Origin of the sequence: Aneurinibacillus thermoaerophilus (assembly GCF_900099925.1) — a bacterium.
In the GTDB taxonomy this organism is placed as follows: domain Bacteria; phylum Bacillota; class Bacilli; order Aneurinibacillales; family Aneurinibacillaceae; genus Aneurinibacillus; species Aneurinibacillus thermoaerophilus.
Genome location: NZ_FNDE01000003.1, coordinates 1 through 14,168, shown reverse-complemented (window position 1 = coordinate 14,168; position 14,168 = coordinate 1). Strand labels below are relative to the sequence as shown.

At 41.9% G+C, this 14,168-nt stretch carries 20 protein-coding genes and 2 pseudogenes; 15 read left to right on the top strand and 7 right to left on the bottom strand.

Annotated features, from left to right (window positions below; translation table 11 throughout):
• Positions 1–196 precede the first annotated feature (196 nt).
• The 8 genes from BLR88_RS02515 (at position 197) to BLR88_RS02490 (ending at position 4,475) form a co-directional block, all read left to right on the top strand.
• Positions 197–835 (top strand): hypothetical protein, encoded by a 639-nt coding sequence (locus BLR88_RS02515; protein ID WP_057898949.1) that lies wholly within the window; start codon positions 197–199, stop codon positions 833–835.
• Between the two features lie 95 nt (positions 836–930).
• On the top strand, positions 931–1,068 hold the full coding sequence (locus BLR88_RS19315) for a hypothetical protein (protein WP_156424049.1): 138 nt from the start codon (positions 931–933) through the stop codon (positions 1,066–1,068).
• 105 nt (positions 1,069–1,173) lie between these two features.
• On the top strand, positions 1,174–2,574 hold the full coding sequence (locus BLR88_RS02510; RefSeq protein ID WP_057898948.1) for an aspartate kinase: 1,401 nt from the start codon (positions 1,174–1,176) through the stop codon (positions 2,572–2,574).
• Positions 2,575–2,660: 86 nt separating this feature from the next.
• On the top strand, positions 2,661–2,819 hold the full coding sequence (locus tag BLR88_RS19310) for a hypothetical protein (protein WP_156424048.1): 159 nt from the start codon (positions 2,661–2,663) through the stop codon (positions 2,817–2,819).
• A gap of 25 nt (positions 2,820–2,844) precedes the next feature.
• Positions 2,845–3,249 (top strand): hypothetical protein, encoded by a 405-nt coding sequence (locus BLR88_RS02505; protein WP_091259865.1) that lies wholly within the window; start codon positions 2,845–2,847, stop codon positions 3,247–3,249.
• Between the two features lie 64 nt (positions 3,250–3,313).
• On the top strand, positions 3,314–3,538 hold the full coding sequence (locus BLR88_RS02500) for a hypothetical protein (RefSeq protein WP_057898946.1): 225 nt from the start codon (positions 3,314–3,316) through the stop codon (positions 3,536–3,538).
• Positions 3,539–3,785: 247 nt separating this feature from the next.
• A complete protein-coding gene (locus BLR88_RS02495; protein ID WP_057898945.1) occupies positions 3,786–4,055 on the top strand; it encodes a hypothetical protein in 270 nt (89 codons plus the stop codon).
• Positions 4,056–4,286: 231 nt separating this feature from the next.
• Entirely contained in the window at positions 4,287–4,475 is a 189-nt protein-coding gene (locus BLR88_RS02490; RefSeq protein ID WP_057898944.1) for a hypothetical protein, read from the top strand.
• Here the strand turns inward: BLR88_RS02490 and BLR88_RS02485 are convergent.
• Positions 4,457–5,065, bottom strand: coding sequence for a hypothetical protein (locus BLR88_RS02485; RefSeq protein ID WP_254778204.1), 609 nt, complete (start codon positions 5,063–5,065; stop codon positions 4,457–4,459). The genes BLR88_RS02490 and BLR88_RS02485 overlap by 19 nt on opposite strands.
• 314 nt (positions 5,066–5,379) lie before the next feature.
• Positions 5,380–5,640: a hypothetical protein gene (locus BLR88_RS02480; RefSeq protein ID WP_091259863.1), complete on the bottom strand. Its 261-nt coding sequence runs from the start codon at positions 5,638–5,640 to the stop codon at positions 5,380–5,382.
• 539 nt (positions 5,641–6,179) lie between these two features.
• Between BLR88_RS02480 and BLR88_RS20015 the strand changes: the two are divergent.
• Together BLR88_RS20015 and BLR88_RS02465 are read left to right on the top strand one after the other, a co-directional pair.
• Positions 6,180–6,688: pseudogene (locus tag BLR88_RS20015) on the top strand (hypothetical protein).
• A 23-nt stretch (positions 6,689–6,711) separates the two neighbouring features.
• A complete protein-coding gene (locus BLR88_RS02465; protein WP_139184892.1) occupies positions 6,712–6,954 on the top strand; it encodes a tryptophan--tRNA ligase in 243 nt (80 codons plus the stop codon).
• Positions 6,955–7,035: 81 nt separating this feature from the next.
• On the opposite strand, the gene BLR88_RS02460 is transcribed toward BLR88_RS02465, so the two are convergent.
• Positions 7,036–7,482 carry an aminoacyl-tRNA deacylase gene (locus tag BLR88_RS02460; RefSeq protein ID WP_057898939.1) on the bottom strand — a complete coding sequence of 149 codons (447 nt, stop codon included), beginning with the start codon at positions 7,480–7,482 and terminating at the stop codon, positions 7,036–7,038.
• 140 nt (positions 7,483–7,622) lie between these two features.
• The gene (locus BLR88_RS02455) at positions 7,623–7,949 is read right to left on the bottom strand and encodes a hypothetical protein (protein ID WP_057898938.1); all 327 of its coding nucleotides are present in this window, start codon (positions 7,947–7,949) and stop codon (positions 7,623–7,625) included.
• A 263-nt stretch (positions 7,950–8,212) separates the two neighbouring features.
• On the opposite strand from BLR88_RS02455, the gene BLR88_RS02450 reads away from it, so the two are divergent.
• Both BLR88_RS02450 and BLR88_RS02445 read left to right on the top strand, forming a co-directional pair.
• A complete protein-coding gene (locus BLR88_RS02450) occupies positions 8,213–9,502 on the top strand; it encodes a B12-binding domain-containing radical SAM protein (protein ID WP_322787638.1) in 1,290 nt (429 codons plus the stop codon).
• 47 nt (positions 9,503–9,549) lie between these two features.
• The gene (locus BLR88_RS02445; RefSeq protein WP_057898936.1) at positions 9,550–10,224 is read left to right on the top strand and encodes a M42 family metallopeptidase; all 675 of its coding nucleotides are present in this window, start codon (positions 9,550–9,552) and stop codon (positions 10,222–10,224) included.
• A 225-nt stretch (positions 10,225–10,449) separates the two neighbouring features.
• On the opposite strand, the gene BLR88_RS02440 is transcribed toward BLR88_RS02445, so the two are convergent.
• Positions 10,450–11,217, bottom strand: coding sequence for a DUF4931 domain-containing protein (locus BLR88_RS02440; RefSeq protein WP_236781856.1), 768 nt, complete (start codon positions 11,215–11,217; stop codon positions 10,450–10,452).
• Positions 11,218–11,398: 181 nt separating this feature from the next.
• Here BLR88_RS02440 and BLR88_RS02435 point away from each other — a divergent pair, with 181 nt between their 5' ends.
• From BLR88_RS02435 to BLR88_RS02425, 3 genes are all read left to right on the top strand, one after another.
• Positions 11,399–12,505 (top strand): DUF3900 domain-containing protein, encoded by a 1,107-nt coding sequence (locus BLR88_RS02435; RefSeq protein WP_091259858.1) that lies wholly within the window; start codon positions 11,399–11,401, stop codon positions 12,503–12,505.
• Positions 12,506–12,547: 42 nt separating this feature from the next.
• Entirely contained in the window at positions 12,548–12,763 is a 216-nt protein-coding gene (locus BLR88_RS02430) for a thiolase family protein (RefSeq protein WP_091259856.1), read from the top strand.
• Positions 12,764–13,063: 300 nt separating this feature from the next.
• Entirely contained in the window at positions 13,064–13,375 is a 312-nt protein-coding gene (locus BLR88_RS02425) for a hypothetical protein (RefSeq protein WP_057898933.1), read from the top strand.
• 90 nt (positions 13,376–13,465) lie between these two features.
• On the opposite strand, the gene BLR88_RS02420 is transcribed toward BLR88_RS02425, so the two are convergent.
• Together BLR88_RS02420 and BLR88_RS02415 are read right to left on the bottom strand one after the other, a co-directional pair.
• The gene (locus BLR88_RS02420; protein ID WP_091259854.1) at positions 13,466–13,645 is read right to left on the bottom strand and encodes a hypothetical protein; all 180 of its coding nucleotides are present in this window, start codon (positions 13,643–13,645) and stop codon (positions 13,466–13,468) included.
• Between the two features lie 320 nt (positions 13,646–13,965).
• Positions 13,966–14,168: pseudogene (locus BLR88_RS02415) on the bottom strand (IS110 family transposase); the annotation flags it as partial.

The following is a 14,168-nucleotide window of genomic DNA, read 5'->3' as shown; positions in this document are numbered from 1 at the left end:
TATATTGGTGTGAAAGAATCAGCAAGCCGCTTCCCACATGTTTCCGGCAAGACGGAAAAAGGGAGCGTGCTTGCTGATTTTTCTGTGGCATTTGCGGAACCAGGCATTTGAAACAGTGGCGCAGAAAATGGTAAAATGCAATGTAAGTTATTTTTGGATGCGTTGTACAATGCGGCATTTTTTAGGAGGTTTATGGATGGAAATTACGGTCAAAGTGAACAGGTATGTCGATGCATTAAAAGAAGTGACATATTATCTCGTATCGGTTAATGCAAGAGAAGGACTCCTTCGCAATGATCATATCGATAAATTGCTTGGCACAAGCTACCGAGATATCGCGTTTGCGCACGGAGGATTTGTTGAGAACGGAAACGAAGTGTATTTTGCGACCCGCGAGGAAGCGGAAGAAGTGCGCGACATCATTAAAGAAATGCTCCGCAGCCGGTTCGAACAAGCGATGGATAAAGAGCTTACAGAAAGCTTCGTCGAGTGGGAGGTTCTTGAGAAAAACGCAGGCGTTGTTATCATTGCCAAAGATTTTCCCGATTTGGACGGAAATCCGGTTATGGTCGTGATGAACGAGGATGTATATTTGCTTCAAGTTCCCGGAGAAGAAAAATATGTTGCTCTTGCTCGATACCGTGAAGGTGAAGCCAATTATAAGGCGGAGAGCGACGAATTTGAGCATTGCATTATGGCACTGACCGATAAAGAAATTGTGCGTGTGGAGCAGGATGCGGATGAAATTTTTACATGGGATGTGCTTGAAGAAATTTCCGAAGTATATAAACGGTTCGCAAACATTCGCAAACAGTATTTGCGTGTCGTAAAATAAGTAGTAAAAAATCCCGCCGATTCGGACGGGATTTTTTCGTAGTTTCAAGCCATGAAGTGAACAGGAGGAAAGCGCGGCATGAAGGTCAGCATTGAATGGACATACAAAGCGGCAGGTCGTACTGCATTCGGAAAAACGAAGCCGCTCAATCCATAGAGTCGAACAATGAGGCGGACGCGCTAGCCGGGCAGGCGTTGCGCGGAGAATTTATCGTAAGCCGCAAGCAACTGTGAAAAAACTGGCATGTTCAGATATTTTAGTATAAGATATGAGTATTCGGAAATATAGAAAAAGTCGTATTGTGACAGTGATGGACGACAGAAGTGGGGGATTAAGAAATGAAAGTAGCAAAGTTCGGAGGTACGTCTTTAGCGAATGCCGAACAAATTAGAAAAGTGTGCGATATTGTGCTTGCGGATCCGGATCGGAAAATTATCGTCGTATCCGCGCCAGGAAAAAGAGATAGAAATGACACGAAAGTAACCGATTTGCTTATCGCCTTGGCGGAGAGGTATTTAGCGGAAGGCGAAGCGGAGGCGGAATTGGCGGCAGTAGTGGAGCGTTATCGAGAAATCGCCCGAGGTCTTGAATTGTCAGAAGAGATTGTGGATGTAATCGAAGCGGATCTGCGCGAACGCTTAAAATTGGATCGCAGCCGACCTGAGATGTTTATGGATGCCCTGAAAGCGAGCGGGGAAGACAACAACGCCAAAGTTGTAGCACGCTATCTGCAAAGCAAAGGCGTTGCGGCCAGCTATGTCAACCCGAAAGAGGCGGGGCTTTTGGTCAGCGATGAGCACGGCAATGCTCAAGTGCTCCCGGAATCGTACGAATATTTGCGCACGCTCCGGGAACGGGAAGGTATTCTTATTTTTCCGGGCTTTTTCGGATATTCTCCGGCCGGAGAACTAGTGACATTCTCACGCGGCGGCTCGGATATTACTGGCTCAATTTTGGCCGCGGCCGTCAAGGCGGATTTGTACGAGAACTTCACGGATGTGGATTCCGTATTTTCCGCCAATCCGAACATGGTAAAAAATCCGCAACCGATTGAAAAACTTACGTACCGTGAAATGCGGGAATTGTCATACGCTGGCTTCTCCGTGTTCCATGACGAAGCGCTAATCCCGGCTTTTCGCGCGGGTATCCCTGTTTGTATTAAAAATACAAACAATCCCTCAGCTCGGGGCACAATGATCGTGTTTGAGCGTGAGCCGAATGGGAATCCTGTGGTTGGCATTGCCAGCGCGGACGGTTTTGTCAGTATTTACGTCAGTAAATATTTGATGAACCGTGAGATTGGGTTTGGCCGTCGGCTGCTGCACATTCTCGAAGATGAAAACCTGTCGTACGAACATATTCCGTCCGGCATTGACGATATCTCGGTCATTTTGAAGGAAGATAGATTCGATGCAGAGATTGAGAAACGCGTGGTAGAGCGTATTCGCAAGGAATTGGCTGTAGATGATGTCGTCGTGCAGCGCGGATTGTCTATGATCATGGTCGTAGGCGAAGGCATGCGCCACAATGTTGGCACGACGGCACGGGCGGCTGGTGCGCTGGCGCGAGCACACGTTAATATCGAGATGATTAACCAAGGATCTTCCGAAGTCAGCATGATGTTCGGTGTGCAAGCGGTAGACGAGGAAAAAGCGGTGCGTGCCATTTATGAAGAGTTTTTTCAAAGCGGCCCCGAAAAAAAGCACGCACTCGAAAAAGAAACAGTAACGAACCGATAAGCGGATTAGCCATAAAAATCGAATAAAAAGGAGGGGGAAGCGTAGAGCCGGCACGATTTGATCTAGTCGGCCCTGCGCGTATCGATATGTATATGGTCATTTACGATGCGATAACGGATTTTGGGTTCCTGTACAAAAAGGTCGAAGCATTCTCTACCTTGGACGAAGCAAAAGCGTTTGCCGTCGAAAAAAAGAAGGAAGGCGCACAAAATATCAAGCTCGTGCGAGAAGTAATGAGTTTGTGAGACAAACGGGGAACGGGGGTAGAAGATGAAACAGCGGATCTGGATCTGCTGCTTTTTGCTTATAGCACTTGTAGCGGCTGGATGTACGGAGCGGCAGGAAAAAATGGTATACTTAGGTGAATCCAAGAATTGGAAAGCGATGCTTACGGCCATTCACACCCCAGGTTCAGACAAAGAAACGCAGGTGCTTCGCCTGTCATACAAATCGCCTGACATTGATTCTGTCTATGATGTAAGCTACACGCTTGCGGGGGTACCGCGGGAAATCAAGGGCAGCGAAGATAATATGAACAATAAAAGTGCCATCACCCGCCGCATCGTATGCCAAGGATGCAAGCTTGCAGGCGAAAGGGATACATTTACGCTAACCGTGGAGTGGAGCCCGAACCGCAAAGAAATGTTTACGCTCAAATTCATACGCAAAGCATAGGCCCTTCCTTCCCGTATATTTAATAGCTATTAGGGAAAAATACGGGACAAGGAGGGGCTCTTTTATGATTGAAGTCAAATTGCAACCTGCTTGTTCGCATATTATGTATTTTGGCGCTGTAAAAGGTGGGCGCTTCTCGTTTTCCCTTCAGGATGACGCGCTTATTGGCCGTCTTTCTTCCTCTGAATTCGCGGCATTTTTGAAAGATAACAATCTGGTGACATATCATGATGCGCTAAAAAGTTACGAAAGCGGAGAAATCGTTGGCCGCTTTGAAACTTTGACGTAGCGTTCCCTCCTGTACTTTACCTGAGCCCTTCTAAGGGTTCTTTTTTGTTTATATGTACTTTGGAACGTTTATACAGTGTAAAAAGATATGGAATTCGAAGAGAAAAATAAGATATTATGGACTTATGAATTACCTAAGATTTTTAATTAGGTATAAAGAATCATACAGGTAGAGAGTGAGGGAACGTACGTTGACATCGAGTTACGTTGATTATTTTACGGACCGGCGGGGAAGGATAACAGCCTGCATGGTAAATACATACGTTAACGATGAAAAATATCATGCGATAAAAATCGAGTTGGGCAAAGAGTATGTAGTGCAACCGCTTAACGCGTTAAAAAAGAAGCATCGGGGCCGGCACTGTATTGTCATCGGGTTTATACAGGATGAAACCGGAATGCCTGTAGACGCCAGGGTCAAATTTTTGGATACGAATCGCACGGGACGAGTCAGTATCCGCGATCTGCGAGAAGCCCGCTTGGTTAACGTGAACGCAGAGTCAGGATTTCACGAATGATTGCTTTTATATTTCCGGTACCTCTTTTTCAATCATTTCTTTGCTTTGGGTGATGTTTTGAAGCCGTAGATTAACGACGGCTTCTTTTGCATGAATGACGTCCTATGTATTATGTGAGTGGTTTTTTTTGAAATTAGGCAGGAAGGTTTCTTTTGTTATCGAAATTATTAAATAATTCATGATAGAAGCAAAAAGCATTCCAAAGCGATAAAAAGCGCAGGGGGAGACGTCATGCATTCGGATGGATGGGATTTATATTTGTTTCACGAAGGCAGCTTATTTCGCGGTTACCGGGTGTTTGGTGCGCATCTGTGCTGCGAACAAAACAAGGCAGGTGTGCGATTTGCCGTATGGGCACCGCGCGCAAAGCAGGTCAGCGTCGTGGGCGATTTTATGGCTGGTCAGGTGCGCGGCACATGATGCAAAAAGTCAACGGGTCGGAAGGTGTATGGTCGCTCGATGAATACCGCCGCTTGAATTTTCTTTTCTAATTCTTGTAGAGTTAACTGATTGAATTCCGAATATCCTGATTGTTCTAGGGAAATTACTTTTCCTTCATGGACGGGATATACTCCCTGCCAGCCTCCAATGATCGTGTATAAATGAGTTCCTGCAACGGATGTAAGAAAACATACGTATTCTCCTTCTGCCATCGGACCTGGATAAACTTTATTTAGAGGATGCGAGGGATCAGGGAGCGGTTCAATCCCGGTCGATAAGACACGAATCGAGCGCGGGCCAGTTCCTTTCAAAAATTTTTTTACATGAAAACTCTGCACAAAATTGACCAATTCACCACCTTCAACCCGTTTTCCTGTTGGCTGCTTCTGGTTCGCGGCATCGAACTTTCCGAAGGCGATGATGGTTGAACTATTTATCAACTCTTTTACGTTTGTTGTAGGTTGACTGTTGATAATAAATTTTGGAATCATATTATATTGGGCCGTTGCGGGTAGATCACATCCCAAAAGCAAAAAGATACAAACAAAATGCTTACATAATTGTTTCATTGACTCTCACCTTAGCATAATATTTGAAAGAACGTTTCACAGATGTTGCTTATTCACTTCATATGATAAATAGTTGGATGAGTAACAGCCGTAATACATCTATATTTTGAGAACGTTCCTTATGTTTTATGTGAGAGCTTTGCGAAAGCTAAATGTTAATTTTTAACATTTGATGATTTTAACCGAATTCGGGGATTTTGTTATTGATGGGTTTACTATCATTCATGTTATCGGACGTTGATTAGCTTCATCCTTTTTTAAACATAGATGAATAGAAGAGGGTGCCCGTTATTTCGGAGCCCCCTCTTTTGATATTATTTGTCTTCCTCTTCCTCTTCGTCTGCCTCATCTTCAGATTCTTCCAATTCCAACTCCACTTTATCTCCATCTTCGAATTCGACGTCTACTTCTGCTACTTCAGTCCAATCAACTTCAGCAAACATACTTTTAATCGTGTCTTCTGACGATTCCTCTAGGTCGTATTTTTTTTCTTTACCGTTCTTGAATTTCACTTGAATTTCTTCAACTTTCTTTTCTCCGTTTAACAATTTTTTAATGTTTTCGGCAAATTGCATGGAGATTCAATCCTTTCTTTATGGTATAAAAAGTTTTCCCTCTATAATACTATGCAATGATCTAGTGTTGTATTATATGCACGAACATCAGAAAGTTGCTTTTATATATAGAGCCTGCTTATCGAACAGGAAGACCGAGAATCCCACGCAAAGTACTGCTTACATGCTTCTTGCTTCAATCCTACTTTAGTGTTGTTTTCTTACGGAAGTGTACTTCTTGAACGCTCTCATTCTTACTGGGGTTTTACTGTTGGGCTTTCAGAGGTACCACCCGCGAAAAGGCGGGCAAAGTTGGATTTTTATATTAGTTTCGCAACAACATCAATATTTGTATAAAATGTTAAAATTATATATTTATTGTTTAAAATTCCAGATAAATTACCTACTATTTAGTTAACTTGCGGATGGATACTAGGGAGGTGGATAAAAGTAAACTCTATTATTTAGCTACGGTAAACTAATAGTTAAAAAGTGCGGTTTGTTTGCTTGATCAGCAAAACTAGATGCATAGCTTATAAAACTTTAGAGGAGAGAACGATATGGGACATGTCATTACAGGAATACGTGCAACAGGAATACCGCACCTAGGAAACTATGTAGGGTCTATAAAACCAATCATTGATTTGCAAAATGAACATACGTTTTTTCAGGTTGTGGAGGATTTACACGCAGTTTCACATGTGAAAAAAGCTGATATTTTAGAACAAAATATCCTGACTATTACTGCCTGCTACCTGGCCTGTGGCATTAATGTAGAGAAATCTATAATCTGGAGACATCACAGGCGAAAGAGCTAACCCGTATCATGTCTGTTTTGTCTGCATGTACATCTCCCGAAGAAGTGGATGAATTAATGGATAGACAGAACAACCAGGGCATGGATTTTCTGAGCTACATGTATCCTTTGCTGATGGCTTCTGATACGCTCATGGTTAATGCAGATTATGTATTCGTTGAAGTGGACCACAAAAACGGCCTGGCGTTTATTAAAAATTTGGCTGAGCGATTTAATAATATGTATGGAAACATTTTACGTGTTCCTTGTTAAGCTTATTGTCGACTTTTAGCTCGATGGAAGAATATGATTCAATTAGTGCAAGCCTTAAAAACAATGAGATTGATTGTGACGGTGTTCGCGAAATGCTGTTTTTGTCAATAAATAAAGAGTTAAATCCAATACGGAAAAAGTTTGCAGAGATTATTAAACATCCCGATTATATTCAAAATGTTTTAGATAACGGATTAAAAAAGATGAGAGAACACAGTGAAAGTCACATTGAAAAGATGTTAAAGGCTGCAGGAGTTTACTACTAGTCGCATCTTATAACTTTAGGAGAAAGTTTGACCCCAACGAACGAGAAAATCCTTGTTTGAAGGGGTCTATTTGTTCTACTTCTATTCGATTAATCCTATAATTTTATTTACCTTGTTTAGATGAAGAGGGTTGATTTTCAATGTATAATTCGGGTGACCAGAACCCCCATAAATGAATGGATAACTTTGTAGACGGTAATCAACTAAATAAGGAAGATCCATTCCTACCAACGGTATGGTGCCGATTTCATACCCGGTAACGCTTTTAATTTCATCCGATTTGGCTAAACGGACTTGAGTGTATCCTAGAACATCACTAATTCGATTTAGGTCTAGTTTTGGACTGTTTCCCGAAGAAATAACAGCAATGTACTCGTCCTCTGCTTTTAAAACAAGAGTAGAGGCGGCCTGCCCTTTGTTAATTTTTAAGATTTCGATGCCGTCTTTTAGCGATAATATGGGCGATTTATGATAGATAAACTCGAAGTCAACTCCTTTATCGGATAATGCTTGTTTAACCTTTTCCATAGAATTTCCTCCTTGATAACACCGGTAATTTTCTTATATGCAAGTTCACGGCGCTTAACAGTATCAGTTCAAGATGTGGTCGCAGCTTTTGTTCTGAAGCATACAAAAAAACATTTTTCTCCCTCGTACTAATTTCTGTGTTATATACTTGGTAAACATCTTTTGCTTGCAGAAAACAGAAGATAGAAGCGAAATCCGAGTGAAATAAGCTCAAAAATGGTCGCTTCTTGATCCTCTGTATAAAAAATAATAGATTTTTGAACCCCTGTATGACTGATTTCCCTTTGTTTGAATAAAGTAGCAGCTTGGACAGAAAATAAATACAGTTCATGGGTATTTTCGGATGGAATTTCATTTACAATGTTGATCTTGCTGTCTATCTCAATTGCAGTAAGGAACTTACATGTTTTATCAAGTGCTCTATGAAGTATATCCTCCTCACTTTTTAGACAGCAAACATTTAACATATTTTTTCACCTGCCGTTCTTCTTTTTTATAGAAATACAGAAAAACTTACGGTTGTATAATAATGTAATTTCAATCCTTTTTATACCAAAATTAAGAAAAAAATTATTGAACATTTAATTCAAAAAATATTCAATTTATTTTACGAAAAACTAGTAATTATACGAGTTTTATAAAAAATGGAATTGTATATAAATGGTTTATTCGGTGGAAGGAGAATTAAAATGGCCCAATTTCTTTTTTTGTTACCGCCCAATCCTAGAGTATACTCAGAAAAATCAACAGAGGTTATAGAAAACTCGTCTCCCCCTTTAGGAATTTCTTATTTAGGAGTGTACTCGAGCAAAAGGAATGTGAAGTACGTATCATAGATATGAATCTAACAGGAATGAATGTAGAAGATATCGTTCCTATTATAGAAAAGGAACAACCACAAGTCGTGGGCATTTCAACAGGCACGCCAACATTTCCAAATGGTGTAAGAATCGCTGATTTAATAAAGGCAGTACATCCACAAACATATATCGTTTTTGGTGGAATCCATGCAACTTCCTTGCCGAACGAAGCCCTGATAAACCCATCAATTGATATTGTATGTCGCGGTGAAGGTGAGCTTGTTATTGCTGATTTATACGAAGCGTTAATTCTATCGAAAAAACCACTTGCTGAAGTTCCAGGTATCTCTTTTAAAATTGATGACCAAGTGATTCACAATCCGCCGCGTGAATATATTACTAATTTGGATGAAATACCATTCCCAGCAAGGCATCTCCTTTCACTGAGTAAGTATTCCCAACGAGGGGCGATGGTTACTAGTAGAGGATGCCCTGCAAGATGTATTTTCTGTTCTTGTGGTGCATTTGCCGGAAGAACCATTCGAACGCGTAGCCCTGAGAACGTAATAGCCGAAATAAGGGTAATGCATGAAACATATGGTATTACTCAATTTCAATTTCATGATGACACCTTTACCATGTTTCCCGATCGTGCCATTGAAGTATGCAAATTATTAATAAAAGAAAATAAAGGATGGGAGTTTGGTTGCCAGTCTCGTGTAACGCAAATTACACAGGAGCTTGCAGACATTTTATACGCAGCAGGTTGTAGAGCTATACAGTTTGGAGTTGAATCTGGAAATCCTTACGTGCTTCGCTCTATACGGAAAGGAATTACGTTAGAAAAAGTAGAGGAAGCTGTAAAGGCGGTACGAAAGGCTGGGATTCCACATATTACTTGTGGATTTATGGTAGCCCATCCTGAAGATACGAAAGAAACAATAAAAGATACTGTAAATTTTGCTAAAAAATTAATTGGATTAGGAGCTACAAGCTGCCCAATGAGTATTTTTACACCATATCCTGGTACGGACATATTCAATAATCCGGAGAAATATGGAATAAAAATACTAAGTAGGGACTGGGAAAAGTACACTTTTTCGCGCGCACACATTGAGACAAAAAATCTGACTCAACGGGAAATACATGAACTATATGTTGAGGGGCTAATTCAAATTCTTGAGGCGCAAGGAAATAAACCTTTTCAGAAGACTTCTTAACCAAATCGAGAGGATAACTTAAGCAAATATTGGTGGGAGGGGTCGGCATGGATGAACGGTTACAAATGTATAAGGAGTTAACAGAGTTACCAGGTGCACCGGGTCATGAGAAAACTATACGCAAAGCAATGGAAAGATATATCCGGGATTATGCTGATGAGTTAAGTACAGACAATCTGGGAGGCTTGATTGCCCGAATAGGGAACAGAGGGCCTAAAATCATGGTAGCTGCCCATCTTGATGAAGTGGCTTTTATAATCACATCAATCACACAAGAAGGCTTTCTTAAGTTTCTTCCTCTTGGTGGGTGGTGGAATCAGGTTATGCTGGCACAGAGAGTAACAATTCATACGAAAAAAGAGGTAATAGATGGGGTTATTGGCTCGATTCCACCTCATGTTCTATCAAATGAAGAGCGTAGAAAACCCGTTGAATTAAAGGATATGTTTATTGATATTGGAGCAACCAGCAGGGAAGAGGTAATAGAATTTGGTGTGTCTCCTGGTGATATCGTGATTCCGGTTTGTCCGTTTACGGTAATGAAAAATCCCAAAGTAATGATGGCTAAAGCCTGGGATAATAGGGTCGGTATCGCTATCATTATTGAGTTGTTTAAACGTTTAAGACAAGTAGACATTCCGAATCGTGTATTTGGAGTTGGTACCATACAGGAAGAATTAGGGATGCGTGGCGCTAAGACTGCAGCATATACCATTTTCTGAAAACAGGGGAGGTTATTTTTATTTTTTGTCTAAGGGTGTTGCAAAACGCATAATTTCTGAATAATGGGTAATAAAAAAACCACCTGTTTGGAAAAAATGGTGAGTATCCAACCATGAACCAAAAAGGTGGATACTCCCATGCTGCCCCAATTTACAATTATGAAAAATAATCGCTTGATTTTCTAAGCATATTTGGACGGATAGCAATATGCTTTTGGGCGTGGTTTATTTGACTGCACCGGAAAAATAAAGCGACTGGACGCGTTGCACCGTATCGTCCAAATTGTTGGGAATCTGCAGGATGGAATACCCCATCAAGTACGGTGAACCCGGTGCGCGCAGCACAATTTTGGCAATAATGTGACCCTGGTATTCATAGAAGAAAATGTTGTAGCTTTTGTATCTTTTATTCATATGATTTAGCAGAAAATGCACGGCAATCTGCACGTAATCCCCCATCTTATAAAGCGATTTCAGGTCGCTTAACACAACGTTAAATTCGGTGAAGCCACCTCGCGGACGGGTCGATAGATTGAATTCGACGCCGGGAGAACGGTCGATGACGATCCCTTGAAAATGTTCAGGCAGAAGGTGTGCGCGGTAATCGACGTCATAAAGCCCGACAATTTGCATATGTGCGTGATAAATCGAACCACCAGAGTGTATGCCGTGATTTTTGAAGAAAATAACAGAGCGGTATTTTCCGCTCTTTTCTATTGCGAGCCAGTTGTGTATCGCAAAATCAAACAGCGAATGCAGATGTTCTTTTCCGTATGTCGACAAATCACCTTCGCACGTCTCTGTTTCTATCAGTACCATCTGGTAGGCGCGCTCAAGCGTCTGAAACTTGTTTTCAATCAATAAAAAGGGGGCTTGCTGGCTAATAATCACTCCTTCTTTAAAAATGGTCTCCCGATCGCAAAACGGGCAGTTTGTTTCCCGGTTCAGAAGAGTTGAAGGTTTTTCCCGTGCGATGTTCGTTTGAAATTTCAAATATGTATGCATAGCCTACCTTCTTTCACCCGTAGAATGTTATATGTGTATTAAAATCATACTTAATTTTTGATAATCTGAAAACGTCTGTACGTGCCATAGGCGGTTTTCACGTTTCATTTAGTGAAAAAACAGGCTACAATAAAAATCTGTGGACATCATCAAAAACGGGGAGAAAGACATGGATTTTACCGTACAGTACCTTTCTTTTTTTGTTGTGCGCGGCGCAGATGAAAACGAAACAGCCGCCGGATACAAACATTATCAAACGCTGGATGAGGCAGGTTACCTGGGCAGCGCGCTTAAAGATTTTCTTGATGGAGAGTTTGCGCGTATTGTAAAGCGCAAAGTGGATCGCAACCCAAAAAATGAACAGGCGCCCACGAAAATCGGCCGTTTTATTGTAGAATCGGGCTACGAACTGGAAAGCAACCCGAATTATAATCTGTTTGCCCGCTTGCAGGAAGCGACCACCAAGGAAGATTTCCGGTGTCAGAGCGAAGAGCTTGCGCGGGCATATGCGAACACGAGCGCGGTTCGCGGGGGAGCATTAATCGTAGCGCGCGCCAAGCTGGACAAGTATTTTGACAAGGCGTTCATATTTATCATGAAATGCGACTTTGAGCCGAAAATCGCTACCATCACCGATGAGAGCAGCCTAATTAGTCAGGTGGAAATGGCGATTAGCGCGAAAAATATGAAGTCAATCCAATATCCGCATATGCCGGAAGAAGGCATGGTGGAGGAGTGGGAGCTGAAAATTCACCAGGCGTCGCATGCCCGTTATTTCGAAGACTTTCTCAAATTTGTTCAGTATGAAAAATCGTTACCGGAAATTATGAACACGCAAGTCATGGGGCTTGTGCAGCAGTATATTGAAATGACGTACGAAGCGGAAAGCGAAGAGCGGCGGCAGGAAGAAGAAGCGATAGAATTGTGGGCCGCAAGTGAGAAGCGCGAGTTGCAGAAGAAATGGTCGAGCGAACAAGTCATTGAAGCGGCGGCCGCGTTGGTGGAGCAGAGGCCGGATTTGGAAATGAAGCTGAAGCTCGACCATATTGCCATTAAAGCGTTACTTGCTGATTTCGGCGAAAATATTCACATTGCAAGACTCGGCGAGCGGTATGTTGTATTAATTGAAGGAAATACGTTTCAGTTTGAAAAAGGAGTGTCTCCGGTTGAATTGCTGCGCCCGGATGAACTGGAAGATGTACTCGCGCGTATCAGGCAAAAACAAACGCGGGGCATGGAGGATGCAATAGCGGAGGACGACAAACCGCCGTTTTAACATGACTAAATCTTTTGCGATGGCTTGTTGGATTCCTGTTGGATGATTCGATGTAAATCGTATTTTTATAGACCTGTATTTTTAAAAGAAATCATAGTGGAGCGAGCTGGCATCGCTGTCGACTGGTTGGATGAGGTCATCCTCGGAAACGTATTTCAATCCGGTGGAAAAGGGAATCTGGCCTGGCAAGCGACGCTAAAGGCAGGGATTCCGGAGACGGTTCCCGCCAAGCAAAAAGCAAGCAGGCAGTCAGAATAGCCTGCTTGCTTTTTACGCATTCGACTGTGCAAAAATCAACAAAATAATCATAAATGCCAAAAGAATGCTGGCTAAAATATATACGAGGCGTCGCACAAATTGCTTTTCATCCATACTTTATTCCTCCGTTTATCAGATCCTTTTCCAAAAATTATAGCACGTACCATTCTTTCATAAAAGAAAAGAGAAAGTACAAACCCAAATTTATTTTCCTATTCTATTGTGTTGTAACAAAAACATGTCTTTTGCTTACGATGGTAGTAGGGAAAACCGAAATGGTCATACAAGGGGATGGGAGGTATGGAGCACTTTAGCGTAGGCGAATGGGTCAGATTCCCATACAATGATAAAGGGAGAATACTGCTTCTTACCGGTTATGTGAAAGAAATGAACAAGGTGCAAATGATGATGACGGTATTTGTTCCGACAGTTAAAGACGGATTTTCCACGGCGGCGCGCAGCGGCCATTTTCGTGTACCGCTCGATGTGGCGGAAAAAATAAAGGATTTACAACTAGAACGAGAGGACTACGACACGTTGCTTGATATGGCGCTTGATAGCAGAGATGAGCAGTGGTTTGAAGAGCTGGTATGCAGGCGGAATAAAATGTAGCGAGGAGACTCGCTGCATTTTTCTTGCCGGAAAAGAAGGATGGATTTTGTGGTTGCTATAAAGGTTATGTCAGGATAGGGAAACAACGGGCTAGAACAAGCGCTCCAATTGCCCGGCGTAGCGTTGGAGTTGTGAGTAGTCGATCATGCCTTGCTCGTAAAAACGGCATAGTTCCGCGAATTCTTCGCTTTTGACCATTTTATAAAAGGATAGCCTTGGAATGTCGCCGCGTAAGCGGTTACGAAATTCTTTTTGCGTCGGAGCCCCCACGGAAGATTCACCTCGGTTAACAGATTGTTTTTTTAGTTTCGGTTTTTTAGCGTGAAAATAAACATAGCAGGCATAAAACAACCGAATCTATAATTTTATGAATAATTTGGAATATGTTAATTGATATCTTCCTAATTTTACTATATTATGAATATATTATAACAATCTCGTAAGTCCTGCGGTAATATGTCAAGTTCCTCAAACTACGAAATTGGAAATTAAGATGCCTCATTTATCGAAAAAAGGCAGCACTTAAAAAACCCAGTTTCATAGTTAAAAACTGGAAATATAATGAAGGATTCAATAGAGGGGCTTTTCCTCTATCGATTCACCTTCCTTCCAGGCGTGTAGATTTGATCGTTGCGTAGCAGCGCATCGATCAAACGCACAAGTTTTCTTGCCGTTAAAACGAGGGCTCTTTTGTGTTGATGTTTCGGTACTTCACGATACTTTTTCTGGTAGTAATCCCGAAACTCCGGTTCATACCGTTTTACCGAGTTGGCAGCCTCCACAAGGTAATAAC

What these genes read in the sequence shown, in the direction of transcription:
- BLR88_RS02465 (WP_139184892.1), top strand. Translation starts at nt 6,712, where the DNA reads ATGGAAGAATATGATTCAATTAGTGCAAGCCTTAAAAACAATGAGATT.
- BLR88_RS02495 (WP_057898945.1), top strand. Translation starts at nt 3,786, where the DNA reads ATGGTAAATACATACGTTAACGATGAAAAATATCATGCGATAAAAATC.
- BLR88_RS02445 (WP_057898936.1), top strand. Translation starts at nt 9,550, where the DNA reads ATGGATGAACGGTTACAAATGTATAAGGAGTTAACAGAGTTACCAGGT.
- BLR88_RS02460 (WP_057898939.1), bottom strand. Translation starts at nt 7,482, where the DNA reads ATGGAAAAGGTTAAACAAGCATTATCCGATAAAGGAGTTGACTTCGAG.
- BLR88_RS02515 (WP_057898949.1), top strand. Translation starts at nt 197, where the DNA reads ATGGAAATTACGGTCAAAGTGAACAGGTATGTCGATGCATTAAAAGAA.
- BLR88_RS02505 (WP_091259865.1), top strand. Translation starts at nt 2,845, where the DNA reads ATGAAACAGCGGATCTGGATCTGCTGCTTTTTGCTTATAGCACTTGTA.
- BLR88_RS02490 (WP_057898944.1), top strand. Translation starts at nt 4,287, where the DNA reads ATGCATTCGGATGGATGGGATTTATATTTGTTTCACGAAGGCAGCTTA.
- BLR88_RS02430 (WP_091259856.1), top strand. Translation starts at nt 12,548, where the DNA reads ATGATTCGATGTAAATCGTATTTTTATAGACCTGTATTTTTAAAAGAA.
- BLR88_RS19315 (WP_156424049.1), top strand. Translation starts at nt 931, where the DNA reads ATGGACATACAAAGCGGCAGGTCGTACTGCATTCGGAAAAACGAAGCC.
- BLR88_RS02425 (WP_057898933.1), top strand. Translation starts at nt 13,064, where the DNA reads ATGGAGCACTTTAGCGTAGGCGAATGGGTCAGATTCCCATACAATGAT.
- BLR88_RS02455 (WP_057898938.1), bottom strand. Translation starts at nt 7,949, where the DNA reads ATGTTAAATGTTTGCTGTCTAAAAAGTGAGGAGGATATACTTCATAGA.
- BLR88_RS02435 (WP_091259858.1), top strand. Translation starts at nt 11,399, where the DNA reads ATGGATTTTACCGTACAGTACCTTTCTTTTTTTGTTGTGCGCGGCGCA.
- BLR88_RS02480 (WP_091259863.1), bottom strand. Translation starts at nt 5,640, where the DNA reads ATGCAATTTGCCGAAAACATTAAAAAATTGTTAAACGGAGAAAAGAAA.
- BLR88_RS02500 (WP_057898946.1), top strand. Translation starts at nt 3,314, where the DNA reads ATGATTGAAGTCAAATTGCAACCTGCTTGTTCGCATATTATGTATTTT.
- BLR88_RS02510 (WP_057898948.1), top strand. Translation starts at nt 1,174, where the DNA reads ATGAAAGTAGCAAAGTTCGGAGGTACGTCTTTAGCGAATGCCGAACAA.
- BLR88_RS19310 (WP_156424048.1), top strand. Translation starts at nt 2,661, where the DNA reads ATGTATATGGTCATTTACGATGCGATAACGGATTTTGGGTTCCTGTAC.
- BLR88_RS02485 (WP_254778204.1), bottom strand. Translation starts at nt 5,065, where the DNA reads ATGAAACAATTATGTAAGCATTTTGTTTGTATCTTTTTGCTTTTGGGA.